The sequence below is a fragment of the Streptomyces sp. NPDC058662 genome (assembly GCF_042716255.1).
GTDB lineage: Bacteria > Actinomycetota > Actinomycetes > Streptomycetales > Streptomycetaceae > Streptomyces.
In genome coordinates this window covers 26,220-41,012 of record NZ_JBHXRU010000059.1, presented here as the reverse complement: position 1 = coordinate 41,012, position 14,793 = coordinate 26,220, and the positions used below count along the sequence as shown (strand labels likewise).

8 protein-coding genes are annotated in these 14,793 nt (G+C 68.3%); 1 reads left to right on the top strand and 7 read right to left on the bottom strand.

Annotated elements, in window-relative coordinates; translation table 11 throughout:
- The first annotated feature begins 157 nt into the window (after positions 1–157).
- Positions 158–2,617, top strand: coding sequence for a YfhO family protein (locus tag ACFWUQ_RS20700; RefSeq protein ID WP_384539888.1), 2,460 nt, complete (start codon positions 158–160; stop codon positions 2,615–2,617).
- Positions 2,618–2,693: 76 nt separating this feature from the next.
- Here ACFWUQ_RS20700 and ACFWUQ_RS20695 read toward each other — a convergent pair whose 3' ends face one another.
- The 7 genes from ACFWUQ_RS20695 to nusG form a co-directional block, all read right to left on the bottom strand.
- Entirely contained in the window at positions 2,694–6,593 is a 3,900-nt protein-coding gene (locus ACFWUQ_RS20695; RefSeq protein WP_384539885.1) for a DNA-directed RNA polymerase subunit beta', read from the bottom strand.
- 97 nt (positions 6,594–6,690) lie between these two features.
- Positions 6,691–10,173: a DNA-directed RNA polymerase subunit beta gene (rpoB, locus tag ACFWUQ_RS20690; protein ID WP_384539882.1), complete on the bottom strand. Its 3,483-nt coding sequence runs from the start codon at positions 10,171–10,173 to the stop codon at positions 6,691–6,693.
- A gap of 646 nt (positions 10,174–10,819) precedes the next feature.
- The gene (rplL, locus tag ACFWUQ_RS20685; protein ID WP_266626470.1) at positions 10,820–11,203 is read right to left on the bottom strand and encodes a 50S ribosomal protein L7/L12; all 384 of its coding nucleotides are present in this window, start codon (positions 11,201–11,203) and stop codon (positions 10,820–10,822) included.
- A gap of 110 nt (positions 11,204–11,313) precedes the next feature.
- The gene (rplJ, locus tag ACFWUQ_RS20680; protein ID WP_030710304.1) at positions 11,314–11,844 is read right to left on the bottom strand and encodes a 50S ribosomal protein L10; all 531 of its coding nucleotides are present in this window, start codon (positions 11,842–11,844) and stop codon (positions 11,314–11,316) included.
- A gap of 483 nt (positions 11,845–12,327) precedes the next feature.
- Entirely contained in the window at positions 12,328–13,056 is a 729-nt protein-coding gene (gene rplA / locus ACFWUQ_RS20675; RefSeq protein WP_384539879.1) for a 50S ribosomal protein L1, read from the bottom strand.
- 89 nt (positions 13,057–13,145) lie between these two features.
- On the bottom strand, positions 13,146–13,580 hold the full coding sequence (rplK, locus tag ACFWUQ_RS20670) for a 50S ribosomal protein L11 (protein ID WP_030710298.1): 435 nt from the start codon (positions 13,578–13,580) through the stop codon (positions 13,146–13,148).
- Between the two features lie 192 nt (positions 13,581–13,772).
- Positions 13,773–14,738, bottom strand: a complete 966-nt coding sequence (nusG, locus tag ACFWUQ_RS20665) for a transcription termination/antitermination protein NusG (RefSeq protein ID WP_384539876.1) — start codon at positions 14,736–14,738, stop codon at positions 13,773–13,775.
- Between the last annotated feature and the right edge of the window lie 55 nt (positions 14,739–14,793).

Genomic DNA, 14,793 nt, shown 5'->3' with positions numbered 1-14,793 from the left:
ACCGACACGGTCGTTTCGCGGCGCCTGGGACACCCGCCGGCGGCGGTCCGACCCGCCCCGGCGACCTAAACTGGACGCTTGCCCGGCGCCACCGCGTACACGTCGGCCGGCCGCGCAACCGAGCAACCGACCAGCAGGGAGCAGGACATTGGGGACCGTGGCACCCGAGCAGACCACAGTCGACACCCAACCCCGCGACACCAGACGCGCGTTGGCGCGGCGCCGGTTCGGCCGGCCGCACGGGCCGCTGCTCGCCTTCCTCGTCACCTCGACCGCGTTCTGCGCCGCCTGGGTGGCCCGCGGCACGTTCCCCTTCGGCGACACCGGCCGGGCCGTCAACGACCAGGCCAACCAGTACGTGCCCTTCCACCGCGCCCTGTGGGACCTGGTGCACGGCGAGGCCGCCGGCGACCTCCTCTTCACCTGGCGCGGCGGCTTCGGCCAGCAGTTCCTGTCCGACTACTACACCTACCTCGGCAACCCCTTCTCCTGGCTCGCCGTCCTCGTCCCCCGCGCCCACGTCGACCTCGCCGTCTTCGCGGTCACCCCGGTCACGATGGGCACCGCCGCCGCCGTGATGACGGTGTACCTCGGCAAGCTGCTCCCCGGCCCCTGGTGGCAGCGCGGCGTACTCGGCGCCTGCTACGGGCTCTGCGGCTGGGCGCTCTCCGACGCCTCGTACATCCCCATGTGGCTGTGGGGCCTGGTCGCGCTCCCGCTCCTCGGCATCGCCGTCGAATGGTGCCTGGAGGAGCGGCGCTGGCCCGGCGTGGCCCTGCTGGTGGCCCTGGCCTGGTTCGGCAACTTCTACACCGCGATGATGGCCACGATGGCCGCGTGCGTCCTGCTCGCCGTCCGCCTCGCCACCCGCGACGACATGACCGCCGGCCGGCGGCTGCGCGCGCTGTGGCGGGCGGCGACGGCCGCGGGGACCGGCATCCTGCTCACCCTCCCGCTCCTGCTGCCGTCGTTCCTCTCCAGCGGCGCCGCCCAGCCCACCGGGGCCGCGGCCTTCGACCCGGTGCGGATCGAGGTCTTCCTCTCCGGCATGCTCCCGGCCACCCACCTCTGGGGCGGCCGGCCCCGGCTCTACATCGCCTCGCTCGGCCTGATCCTCGCCGGGTCCTTCCTCCTCAACACGGCCGTCGCCCGGCGGACCCGCGCGGTGTGGGCGGCCGCGATCGTGCTCGTCGCGGCCTCTTTCCAGTTCCCGCCCACCCAGTACGTGTGGCACGGGCTCGCGGTGCCGAACGGCAACCCGTACCGCGAGGCCTTCGTCTTCAGCGGGATGCTGGTGGTCGTGGCCTGGCTGGCCCTCGCGCACCGCCCCCGCCCGTCGCACCTCGCCCTGGCGGCCGGGCTGCTCGTCGCGGCCGCCTTCGTGCTCCGCCGCACCGACGACTTCGGCGGCGCGACCTGGCCCGCCGTGCTGGGCGGCGGGGCGGTCTCCCTGCTGGCCCTGGTCCTGCTCGCCCTCGGCGAGAAGCGGCGGTACCTGGTCCCCGTCGCGGCCGTCCTCATGGTCGGCGTCGTCCTCGCCGAGTCCACCGCGGCCGCCGCCAACGCGGACGCCCGCAGGGCGCGCGAACGCTGGGCCCAGCCGGTGGTCACCTCCAGCCGCTCGGTCAACGAGCATGTCGCGGCCGTCCGGGGCGTGAACGGCTGGCCCGCCTACCGGACCGACTCGGGCACGCCCCAGACCTCGTACAACGACGCCCTCGCCCTGCGCGCGGAGGGCCCGCAGTACTACAGCAGCTACCTGCCGGAGGCCACGTACCGGGCCCTGGAGCCCCTCGGGCACGGATACAAGAACGACGGCCGGACCATCTTCGGCGCCGACAACCCCGTGCTCGACGCGATCTTCTCCATCGGCGCCCGGGTCCGCCCGGGCCCGGCCCCGGGCAGCTGGACGGGGACGCGCTTCCCCGCACCCCCGCTGGTCACCGTCCGCACTTCCCCGTACACCTCGCCCAACCCGGCGGACAGCGTCTACGCCCGCCAGGAGAACGTCCTGGGCGCCACCGTCTACACGGTCCCCCGGGTCACGAGCGGCGGCACCCCGACCGAGCAGACGTACGCCGCCGCCTGCGCGCCCGGCTCCGAGGCCTTCTGGTACTCCCCCGCCGTCTACGGCACCCTGCGCAGCGGCTCCACGAGCAGGGTGCTGGAGGACCTGGTGACGGGCGTCGTCCCGCTGGGCCCGGTCCCCGCCTCCGGGCGGGTGGAGGTCACCGTGGAGACCCGGACCCAGGGCGCGACGGCCGGCGCGTACCCGCTCGGCTGCCTGGACCGGTCGGCCCTGGACACCGCCGTACGCCGCCTCACCGCCACCGGCGCCACCTCGGTGCGGGTCGGCGGCCACACCCTCGACGCCGTCCTCCCCCCGCACACCGGCGCCACCGCGGTCATCGCGGTGACGGCCGTCCCGGGCTGGCGGTGCTCGGCCCCCGTGAAGCCCTTCCACGGCCTCCTGGCCGTGGACCTCGCCCCGGGCACGGACGAGGTGTCCTGCACTTTCACCCCCAGGGGCCTCACCCCGGGCCTGGCCGGCGCCGCCCTCGGCCTGATGGTGCTCGTCGCGGCCGCCGTGGGCGCGGCGCGCCGCCGCCGCGCCTGATCCGGCCCCGGCCCCGAGAACGGGGAAGCCCCCCGCCGCTCCTCTCGGAGCTGCGGGGGGCTTCCTGTTACGAGCCTCAGCCGTTGTACGGGCCGTAGTCGTAGTCCTCCAGCGGGACAGCCTGGCCGGAGCCGGTGCCGAAGGGCGAGTAGTCGATGTCGTCGTAGCCGACGGCCGAGTACATCGCGGCCTTCGCCTCCTCGGTGGGCTCGACCCGGATGTTGCGGTAGCGGGCGAGGCCCGTACCGGCCGGGATGAGCTTACCGATGATGACGTTCTCCTTGAGGCCGATCAGGGAGTCGGACTTGGCGTTGATCGCCGCGTCCGTCAGAACCCTGGTCGTCTCCTGGAAGGACGCCGCCGACAGCCACGACTCGGTGGCGAGCGAGGCCTTGGTGATACCCATCAGCTGCGGGCGGCCGGAGGCGGGGTGACCGCCCTCGGTGACCACACGACGGTTCTCGGTCTCGAACTTCGACCGCTCGACGAGCTCGCCCGGCAGGAGCTCCGCGTCGCCGGACTCGATGATCGTCACGCGGCGCAGCATCTGCCGGATGATGATCTCGATGTGCTTGTCGTGGATCGACACGCCCTGCGAGTTGTAGACCTTCTGGACTTCGCCGACCAGGTGGACCTGGACCGCGCGCTGGCCGAGGATGCGCAGCACGTCGTGCGGGTTGGTGGCACCCGCGGTGAGCTTCTGGCCCACCTCGACGTGGTCGCCCTCGTGCACGACGACCTTGGCGCGCTTCGAGATCGGGAACGCCGTCTCTTCGCTGCCGTCGTCGGGCGTGATGACGATCTTCTTCGTCTTCTCGGTCTCCTCGATCCGCACGCGGCCGGCGGCCTCGGAGATCGGGGCGACACCCTTCGGGGTACGGGCCTCGAAGAGCTCGACGACACGCGGCAGACCCTGCGTGATGTCGTCACCGGCCACACCACCGGTGTGGAAGGTACGCATCGTCAGCTGGGTACCGGGCTCACCGATGGACTGGGCGGCGATGATGCCGACCGCCTCACCGATGTCGACCAGCTTGCCGGTGGCGAGGGAGCGTCCGTAGCAGAAGGCACAGGTGCCGACCGCGGACTCGCAGGTCAGGACCGAACGGGTCTTGACCTCCTCGACGCCGTTGGCGACCAGGGCGTCGATCAGGACGTCACCGAGGTCGACGTTGGCCGGCGCGATGACCTTGCCGTCGATGACGACGTCCTCGGCCAGCATGCGGGCGTAGATCGAGGTCTCGACGTCGTCGGCCTTGCGCAGCACGCCGTCCTCGCCGCGGACGGCGATCTTCAGCTTCAGACCGCGCTCGGTGCCGCAGTCCTCCTCGCGGATGATGACGTCCTGCGAGACGTCCACCAGACGACGGGTCAGGTAACCCGAGTCGGCGGTACGCAGGGCGGTGTCCGCCAGACCCTTACGGGCACCGTGCGTGGAGATGAAGTACTCCAGAACGGTGAGGCCCTCACGGAAGGACGCCTTGATCGGACGCGGGATGGTCTCGTTCTTCGCGTTCGACACCAGACCACGCATACCGGCGATCTGTCGCATCTGCATCATGTTTCCTCGGGCACCCGAGTCAACCATCATGAAGATGGGGTTCGTCTTGGGGAAGTTCGCGTTCATCGCCTCGGCAACCTCGTTGGTCGCCTTGGTCCAGATCGCGATGAGCTCCTGCGTGCGCTCGTCCTTGGTGATCAGACCGCGCTCGTACTGCTTCTGGACCTTCTCGTCCAGCTCCTCGTAGCCCTTGACGATGGCCTTCTTGGCCTCGGGCACGACGACGTCGGAGATGGCCACGGTGACGCCCGAACGGGTCGCCCAGTGGAAGCCGGCCGCCTTCAGGTTGTCGAGCGTCGCCGCCACGATGACCTTGGGGTAGCGCTCCGCCAGGTCGTTGACGATCTCGGAGAGCTGCTTCTTGCCCACCGAGTAGTCGACGAACGGGTAGTCCTCGGGCAGCAGCTCGTTGAAGAGCGCGCGGCCCAGGGTCGTCCTCAGACGGAAGCTGTCGCCCTGCTGGAACTCCTGCTCACCCTCCTCGGCGACCGGCGGCACCCAGCCGCGCGGCGGGATGGTGCCCACCGGGAAGCGGATGTCGACGGACGACTGGAGCGCGAGCTCGCCGTTGTCGAACGCCATCGTCGCCTCGGCCGTCGAGCCGAACGCGCGGCCCTCGCCCTTGACGTCGCGGAGCTCACCGTCGGTGGTCAGGAAGAACAGACCGAGGACCATGTCCTGGGTCGGCATCGTGACCGGACGGCCGTCGGCCGGCTTGAGGATGTTGTTCGAGGACAGCATCAGGATGCGGGCCTCGGCCTGCGCCTCCGCGGAGAGCGGCAGGTGCACGGCCATCTGGTCACCGTCGAAGTCCGCGTTGAACGCGGTGCAGACGAGCGGGTGGATCTGGATGGCCTTGCCTTCGACCAGCTGGGGCTCGAAGGCCTGGATGCCGAGGCGGTGCAGCGTGGGCGCACGGTTCAGCAGGACCGGGTGCTCGGCGATGACCTCTTCGAGCACGTCGTAGACGACGGTACGGCCGCGCTCGACCATGCGCTTCGCCGACTTGATGTTCTGCGCGTGGTTCAGGTCCACCAGGCGCTTCATCACGAACGGCTTGAAGAGCTCCAGCGCCATGGCCTTGGGCAGACCGCACTGGTGCAGCTTGAGCTGCGGGCCGACGACGATCACGGAACGCGCGGAGTAGTCCACGCGCTTGCCGAGGAGGTTCTGGCGGAATCGACCCTGCTTGCCCTTCAGCATGTCGCTGAGGGACTTCAGGGGCCGGTTGCCGGGACCGGTCACCGGGCGGCCGCGACGACCGTTGTCGAAGAGGGCGTCGACGGCCTCCTGGAGCATGCGCTTCTCGTTGTTCACGATGATCTCGGGGGCACCGAGGTCGAGAAGGCGCTTCAGGCGGTTGTTGCGGTTGATCACGCGGCGGTACAGGTCGTTCAGGTCGGAGGTCGCGAAGCGGCCACCGTCCAGCTGCACCATCGGACGCAGGTCCGGCGGGATGACCGGCACGCAGTCCAGCACCATGCCCTTGGGCTTGTTGCTGGTCTGCAGGAACGCGGAGACGACCTTGAGGCGCTTGAGCGCACGGGTCTTCTTCTGGCCCTTGCCGGTACGGATGATCTCGCGGAGGCGCTCGGCCTCCTCCTCCAGGTCGAAGGACTCCAGACGCTTCTGCAGCGCGGCGGCGCCCATGCAGCCGTCGAAGTACGTGCCGAAGCGGTCACGCAGCTCGCGGTACAGGAGCTCGTCGCCCTCCAGGTCCTGGACCTTGAGGTTCTTGAAGCGGGCCCACACCTCGTCGAGGCGGTCGATCTCGCGCTGGGCGCGGTCGCGGAGCTGCTTCATCTCGCGCTCGGCGCCCTCGCGCACCTTGCGGCGCACGTCGGCCTTCGCGCCCTCGGCCTCCAGCTCGCCGAGGTCGGTCTCCAGCTTCTTGGCCCGGCCTTCGAGGTCCGCGTCACGGCGGTTCTCGATCTGCTGGCGCTCGACGGAGACGTGGGCCTCCAGCGACGGGAGGTCGCGGGTGCGGCGCTCGTCGTCCACGAACGTGATCATGTACGCGGCGAAGTAGATGACCTTCTCAAGGTCCTTCGGCGCGAGGTCCAGCAGGTATCCGAGGCGCGACGGGACGCCCTTGAAGTACCAGATGTGGGTGACGGGAGCGGCGAGCTCGATGTGGCCCATCCGCTCGCGGCGCACCTTGGCGCGCGTGACTTCGACGCCACAGCGCTCGCAGATGATGCCCTTGAAGCGGACACGCTTGTACTTGCCGCAGTAGCACTCCCAGTCCCGGGTCGGACCGAAGATCTTCTCGCAGAAGAGTCCGTCCTTCTCGGGCTTGAGCGTGCGGTAGTTGATGGTCTCCGGCTTCTTGACCTCGCCGTGGGACCAGGTTCGGATGTCGTCCGCGGTGGCAAGGCCGATCCGCAGCTCGTCGAAGAAGTTGACGTCGAGCACTGTGCGTCAATCCCTCTTTCGGGGTCGAGTCTCAATCATGGTCTGAACGGTCCCGGGGATGACGGGGGGCTCTCGCAGGAGCCCCCCGTCAGGCCCGTCAGACCTCTTCGACGCTGCTCGGCTCGCGCCGGGACAGGTCGATACCGAGCTCCTCCGCCGCGCGGAAGACGTCCTCGTCCGTGTCGCGCATCTCGATGGACATGCCGTCCGAGGACAGCACCTCCACGTTGAGGCAGAGCGACTGCATTTCCTTGATGAGCACCTTGAAGGACTCGGGAATGCCCGGCTCGGGGATGTTCTCGCCCTTGACGATCGCCTCGTAGACCTTCACGCGGCCGGTCACGTCGTCGGACTTGATGGTCAGCAGTTCCTGGAGGGCGTAGGCGGCGCCGTACGCCTCAAGCGCCCACACCTCCATCTCGCCGAATCGCTGGCCACCGAACTGCGCCTTACCACCCAGCGGCTGCTGCGTGATCATCGAGTACGGACCGGTCGACCGAGCGTGGAGCTTGTCGTCGACCAGGTGGTGGAGCTTGAGGATGTACATGTACCCGACCGAGATCGGGTCCGGGAACGGCTCGCCGGAGCGGCCGTCGAACAGACGCGCCTTACCGGTCGGGAGCACCATGCGCTCGCCGTCGCGGTTCGGGATGGTGTGCTGCAGGAGGCCGGCCAGCTCGTCCTCGCGGGCACCGTCGAACACCGGGGTGGCGACGTTGGTACCGGGAGCGACCTGGTCGGCGCCGATCGCCTGGAGGCGCTGCGCCCACTCGTCCGCCAGGCCGGAGACGTCCCAGCCGCGGCTGGCGAGCCAGCCGAGGTGGATCTCCAGGACCTGTCCCGGGTTCATTCGGGACGGGACACCCAGCGGGTTCAGGATGATGTCGACCGGCGTGCCGTCCTCAAGGAAGGGCATGTCCTCGATCGGGAGGATCTTGGAGATGACACCCTTGTTGCCGTGGCGGCCGGCGAGCTTGTCACCGTCGGTGATCTTGCGCTTCTGGGCGACGTAGACGCGGACCAGCTGGTTCACGCCCGGGGGAAGCTCGTCGCCCTCCTCGCGGTCGAAGACGCGGACACCGATGACCTTGCCGATCTCACCGTGAGGGACCTTGAGCGAGGTGTCGCGCACCTCGCGGGCCTTCTCACCGAAGATCGCGCGGAGCAGGCGCTCCTCCGGGGTCAGCTCGGTCTCACCCTTGGGCGTGACCTTGCCGACCAGGATGTCTCCGGCGACGACGTCCGCACCGATGCGGATGATGCCGCGCTCGTCGAGGTCCGCGAGGACCTCCTCGGAGACGTTCGGGATGTCCCGGGTGATCTCCTCGGGGCCGAGCTTGGTGTCACGGGCGTCGACCTCGTGCTCCTCGATGTGGATCGAGGAGAGGACGTCGTCCTGCACGAGGCGCTGCGACAGGATGATCGCGTCCTCGTAGTTGTGACCCTCCCACGGCATGAACGCGACGAGCAGGTTCTTGCCGAGGGCCATCTCGCCCTCTTCGGTCGCCGGTCCGTCGGCGAGGACCTGGGACTCGATGATCCGGTCGCCCTCGTTGACGATGACCTTCTGGTTGACCGAGGTGCCCTGGTTCGAGCGGGAGAACTTCGCGACGCGGTACGTGGTGTACGTGCCGTCGTCGTTGGCGACGGTGATGTAGTCGGCCGAGACCTCCTGGACCACACCGTCCTTCTCCGCGCGGATCGAGTCACCGGCGTCGACCGCGCAGCGGTACTCCATGCCGGTGCCGACGAGCGGGGCCTCCGCCTTGATGAGCGGAACGGCCTGGCGCATCATGTTCGCGCCCATGAGGGCGCGGTTGGCGTCGTCGTGCTCCAGGAAGGGGATCATCGCGGTAGCGACGGACACCATCTGGCGCGGGGAGACGTCCATGTAGTCGACGTCGTCGCCGGCGATGTAGTCGATCTCGCCGCCACGGCGGCGGACCAGCACGCGGGACTCGGTGAAGCGCATGTCGTCGGACAGGCCGGCGTTGGCCTGGGCGATGACGAAGCGGTCTTCCTCGTCCGCGGTCAGGTAGTCGACCTCGTCGGTGACGACACCGTCGATGACCTTGCGGTACGGGGTCTCGACGAAACCGAACGCGTTGACGCGGCCGTAGGACGCGAGCGAGCCGATCAGACCGATGTTCGGGCCTTCGGGGGTCTCGATCGGGCACATGCGGCCGTAGTGCGACGGGTGCACGTCGCGGACCTCGAAGCCGGCCCGCTCACGGGACAGACCGCCGGGGCCCAGCGCCGACAGGCGGCGCTTGTGGGTCAGGCCCGAGAGCGGGTTGTTCTGGTCCATGAACTGGGACAGCTGGCTGGTACCGAAGAACTCCTTGATGGAGGCGACGACCGGCCGGATGTTGATCAGGGTCTGCGGCGTGATCGCCTCGACGTCCTGGGTCGTCATGCGCTCGCGGACGACGCGCTCCATCCGGGCCAGACCCGTGCGGACCTGGTTCTGGATGAGCTCGCCGACGTTGCGCAGACGACGGTTGCCGAAGTGGTCGATGTCATCGGTCTCGACCACGATGGAACGGCCGGACTCGCCGGTCGTCTCGGTCTCGCCGGCGTGCAGCTTGACCAGGTACTTGATCGTCGCGATGACGTCGTCGGTGGTGAGCACACCGGCGTCGAGCGGCTCGTCGGCGCCGAGCTTCTTGTTCACCTTGTAGCGGCCGACCTTCGCGAGGTCGTAGCGCTTGGGGTTGAAGTAGAGGTTCTCAAGCAGCGTCTGAGCGGCCTCGCGGGTCGGCGGCTCGCCGGGGCGCAGCTTGCGGTAGATGTCGAGCAGCGCGTCGTCCTGACCCTGGGTGTGGTCCTTCTCCAGGGTGGCGCGCATGGACTCGTACTCGCCGAACTCCTCCAGGATCTGCTCGGTGGTCCAGCCGAGAGCCTTCAGGAGGACGGTGACGGACTGCTTGCGCTTGCGGTCGATGCGGACGCCGACCATGTCGCGCTTGTCGATCTCCATCTCCAGCCAGGCACCCCGGGACGGGATGATCTTGGCGGAGAAGATGTCCTTGTCGGACGTCTTGTCGATGGAGGAGTCGAAGTAGACACCGGGGGAACGGACAAGCTGCGACACGACGACACGCTCGGTGCCGTTGATGACGAAGGTGCCCTTGTTGGTCATGAGCGGGAAGTCGCCCATGAAGACCGTCTGAGACTTGATCTCTCCGGTCTCGTTGTTCGTGAACTCGGCGGTGACGAACAGCGGAGCCGCGTACGTGAAGTCGCGCTCCTTGCACTCGTCGACCGAGTTCTTCGCCGGTTCGAAACGGTGGTCGCGGAAGGTCAGCGACATCGACCCGGAGAAGTCCTCGATCGGCGAGATCTCCTCGAAGATCTCTTCCAGACCGGACTTGGTGGGGACGTCCTGTCCACTCTCAAGAGCCGACTCGACGCGGGACTTCCAGGCAGCGTTGCCGAGCAGCCAGTCAAAGCTCTCGGTCTGCAGCGCCAGGAGGTTCGGAACCTCAAGAGGCTCCTTGATCTTTGCAAAGGAGATGCGCAGCGGGGCGGTGCTGGCACCGTTGTTCGTATTGGTCGAGGCGTTGCGCGAGGCGGCCAAGAGGGGGTCCTTCCGAGGGCTCGGACTCACTACGCGCGTACCGGTCCCAGCCGACACAGAAGACGTACGCTCCAGGACTGGCCGAAAGGGCCAGGTCAGGACGGTCGGTCAAGTGTGCTCAAGCGTGGGCATGCCCCTGGCGACGGGCAGGGGGCAGCTAACAGGCAGCGCAAAGGGTCAGTGTAGCCAACAGGCTCACTGATGTCCAGACCAGGTTTCCGGAAACCGGCAACAGGCCTTCCCCACCTCGTTCAAACCAACACCGTGTTCGTCCAACACCGCGTACCGCACATACGTCCTACACCGCGTCCTGCGCCGCGCCCCACACGCTCGCCGCGATGCGCCCGGCGCCGCGGCTCCCGCACACGGAGCGCGTATGAGTACTGCCCTCTTCGTAGCCGATCCATGCCTCGGATCTCGGATCGAGGCGGTCGACCTGGCGACGGGTCTGAGAATTGCGCGCCGCGTCCCGTTCGTCAAGGCCCCCTGCTCCGTGCGGATCATCTCCGGACCCTGCCGCGGGGCAACGATGATCACCCTACTCCCCAACGAGACCAGGGCAAGTCAGGCACTACGGGTACGCCGAAGGGCGACCACCCTTACGGGTGATCGCCCTTCCGTGGGGCCTCAGGAGGCCCCAGAGGTGTTACTTGACCTCGACAGCCGCGCCCGCGGCCTTGAGGGACTCGGCGGCCTTGTCAGCGGCCTCCTTGGCGACCTTCTCAAGAACCGGCTTCGGAGCGCCGTCGACGAGGTCCTTGGCCTCCTTCAGACCCAGCGAGGTCAGCTCACGCACGACCTTGATGACCTGGATCTTCTTGTCGCCGGCACCGGTGAGGATGACGTCGAACTCGTCCTGCTCCTCAGCGGCCTCGGGGGCGGCGCCACCCTGACCCGGGGCGGCAACGGCGACGGCCGCGGCGGCGGTGACGTCGAACTTCTCCTCGAAGGCCTTCACGAACTCGGAGAGCTCGATGAGGGTCATCTCCTCGAACTGGGCGAGGAGGTCGTCCTGAGAGAGCTTCGCCATGATGGGCGATCCTTCCACTAAATCGGCAGGTGCCGGATGTATAGAGAGGCGGGCGTAACGGCCCGCTACGACCCACGCACTAGGCGGCGCAGATCAGTGCGCGAGCCGAATTACTCGGCACCGCCCTGCTCGGCGAGCTTGACGCGAAGCGCTTCCGCGGTGCGGACGAACTTCGACGGCAGCGCCTGGAAGAGCGAGGCAGCCTGAGACTGCTTGCCCTTGAACGCGCCGGCCAGCTTGCTGAGCAGAACCTCGCGGGACTCAAGGTCCGCAAGCTTCTTGATCTCATCGGCGGTGAGCGCCTTACCATCAAGGACACCCGCCTTGATGATGAGGTTCGGGTTGTCCTTGGCGAAGTCACGCAGGCTCTTCGCCGACTCCACCGGGTCACCGGTGATGAAGGCGACCGCGGTCGGACCAGCGAAGTGCTCGTCCAGCGCGGTGATCCCGGCCTGGTTGGCCGCAATCTTGGTCAGCGTGTTCTTCACCACGGCGTACTGGGCGTTCTCACCGAGCGAACGACGCAGCGTCTTGAGCTGCGCGACGGTGAGACCCCGGTACTCGGTCAGCACAGCGGCGTTCGAGCTCTGGAACTGGTCCGTGAGCTCGGCTACCGCGGCAGCCTTGTCGGGCCTTGCCATAGAGCGTCGGCCTCCTTCCGGGTGATGAGGACCGCTCAGAAGGGGCTGAACACAACGAAACGCCCCGGCGCAAGCGCACGGGGCGTAAGCTCGACCGGATCACTCCGGGAGCCTGTCCACGAACACCTGCGCAGGACGTCCGCATTCAGCGGATCCTTCGGCCACCGCAACCCTTGCGGGCACGGCAACGACCAGCGGTCTTTGGCTTCTGGTGAAGCGTACGTGAAGGGGTCGAGCCAAGGCAAATCGCCTCCGGAGGGACCCCCTCCGCCGCGGTTCCGGGCGGGCGGGACGGGACCTCCCGGACCGTGCACGGCCCCTGCGCGGCCCCTTCTCGGGCCTTCCGACCCCCTGCGCTGCCCTTTCCCAGGCCGTCCGGCCCGCTGCCGCGCCCCCGGACACGGGAACGGGCCCCCCGCCACCCGGTGAAGGGGGCGAGGGGCCCGTCGAGCCGTTCAGGAGAGCCCTGGGGGCTCAGCCCGTTCAGACCGCGGCCGGGTCTTCCTCGACGAGGAGGTTCCGGGTGCGGTTGGAGTCCAGCTGGATGCCGGGGCCCATGGTGGTGCTGAGGGCGGCCTTCTTGATGTAGCGGCCCTTCGCGGCGGACGGCTTCAGACGAAGGATCTCGTCCAGGGCCGCGCCGTAGTTCTCGACCAGCTGCGTGTCGGAGAAGGAGACCTTGCCGATGATGAAGTGCAGGTTCGAGTGCTTGTCGACGCGGAACTCGATCTTGCCACCCTTGATCTCGGTGACAGCCTTGGCGACGTCCATCGTGACGGTGCCGGTCTTCGGGTTCGGCATGAGGCCACGGGGACCGAGCACGCGGCCGAGGCGGCCGACCTTGCCCATGAGGTCCGGGGTGGCCACCACGGCGTCGAACTCGTTGAGGCGGTTGCCCTTGGCGATCTCGTTGATCAGCTCGTCGTCGCCGACGATGTCGGCGCCGGCGGCTTCCGCGGCCGCAGCACGGTCACCGGTCGCGAAGACCAGGACCCGGGCGGTCTTGCCGGTGCCGTGCGGGAGGTTCACGGTGCCGCGGACCATCTGGTCGGCCTTGCGCGGGTCGACACCCAGGCGGAAGGCGACCTCGACGGTGCTGTCGAACTTGGTCGCGGAGGTCTCCTTGGCGAGACGGACGGCTTCGAGCGGGGCGTACTGCTTCTCCCGGTCGACCTTGGCGTCCGCAGCGCGGAGAGTCTTGCTGCGCTTCACTTCTGCTCCTGTGTTGTGACTTCAGGCGTGGAGTCGTGGTGCGGACCAGCGCTTGGCCCTACCACTGGTGGTGCTGGGGGGTGGCTGGATCAGCCTTCGACCGTGATGCCCATCGAGCGCGCGGTGCCGGAGATGATCTTCACGGCGGCGTCGATGTCGTTGGCGTTCAGGTCGGGCATCTTGAGCTCGGCGATCTCCTTGACCTGGGCAGCCGTGAGCTTGGCGACCTTGGTCTTGTGAGGCTCGCCGGAGCCCTTCTCCACGCCTGCGTGCTTCAGGATGAGGCGCGCGGCCGGCGGGGTCTTGGTGATGAAGGTGAAGGAGCGGTCGTCGTAGACCGTGATCTCCACCGGCACGACCATGCCACGCTGCGACTCGGTCGCGGCGTTGTAGGCCTTGCAGAACTCCATGATGTTGACGCCGTGCTGACCGAGCGCGGGGCCGACCGGCGGAGCCGGGTTGGCCGCACCGGCCTTGATCTGGAGCTTGATGAGCCCCGTGATCTTCTTCTTCTTGGGAGGCATTGCTCTCTCCGGGTCCTAGTGAGAGTTTTTCGCCGCCAACCGGTCATCCGGATGGAGGCATACCGCACCACGATAACGGGTATCAGTGCGGGGCTGAAAACCGAGCAGGTCAGACCGCCCTTGAGGGGTGGTCTGACCTGTCCGGAAGCTGTGGCTCAGAAGCCGTCACTCACGCGCAGTGGATCAGCGCGGTCAGTTCTTCTGGATCTGGTCGAAGCTGAGCTCGACCGGGGTCTCGCGGCCGAAGATCTCGACGAGGCCCTTGACCTTCTTGGAGTCGGGGTTGATCTCGTTGATGGTCGCCTGCAGCGTGGCGAACGGGCCGTCGGTGACGGTGACCGAGTCGCCGACCTCGAAGTCCAGGACCTCGATCGTGCGCTTGACGGCGGGCGCCGGCAGGCCGGCCTCCTCCGCGGCGGCCTTGGCGGCCTTCTCCTGCGCCTCCGGGGCGAGCATCTTGACGATCTCGTCCAGCGTCAGCGGGTACGGGTCGTACGCGTTGCCGACGAAGCCGGTGACGCCAGGCGTGTTGCGGACGACGCCCCAGGACTCGTTCGTCAGATCCATGCGGACGAGAACGTAACCGGGCAGCTTGTTCTGCCGGACGTTCTTGCGCTCGCCGTTCTTGATCTGGACGATCTCTTCCTCGGGCACCTCGGCCTGGTAGATGAACTCCTCGACGTTCAGCGAGACGGCGCGCTGCTCCAGGTTCGCCTTCACGCGCTTCTCGTAGCCCGCGTAGGTGTGGATCACGTACCACTCGCCGGGCAGGAGGCGCAGCTCCTCGCGCAGGGCCTGGACGGGGTCCACGGGCTCCGCGGGCTCCTCGTCGGCGGCTTCCGCGGCAGCCTCGTCGTCCGCGGCCTCTTCGTCGGCGGCGGGCTCTTCGTCGGCAGCGTCGTCGCCGGCGGGCTCTTCGAGCTCCGCGTCGGCGTCGGCCTCGGCCTCGGCAACCTCGTCATCGGACTCGACCCCGTCGCCGGCCTCGACCTCGGCGGCCTCGACGTGCAGCGCGGCCTCCTCGGCGGGGACACCCGCCTCGGCGTCGGCGAGCTCGGCCTCGTCCGGGTCCACAGCGTCTGCCGCCTCGACGATGTCGAGCTCGTCCTCGACGGACTCGACGGAGTCGTGGCTCGCGTTCAGGTTCGGGTCAGACACGGTGGCTGCTTCTTCCTGGATACAAAAGGTGGTGGAACATGCGAAAACGGGCGGC

Excerpts from the sequence above, each read along its gene's own strand:
- rplL (WP_266626470.1), bottom strand. The coding sequence starts at position 11,203 with ATGGCGAAGCTCTCTCAGGACGACCTCCTCGCCCAGTTCGAGGAGATG.
- rplJ (WP_030710304.1), bottom strand. The coding sequence starts at position 11,844 with ATGGCAAGGCCCGACAAGGCTGCCGCGGTAGCCGAGCTCACGGACCAG.
- rplK (WP_030710298.1), bottom strand. The coding sequence starts at position 13,580 with ATGCCTCCCAAGAAGAAGAAGATCACGGGGCTCATCAAGCTCCAGATC.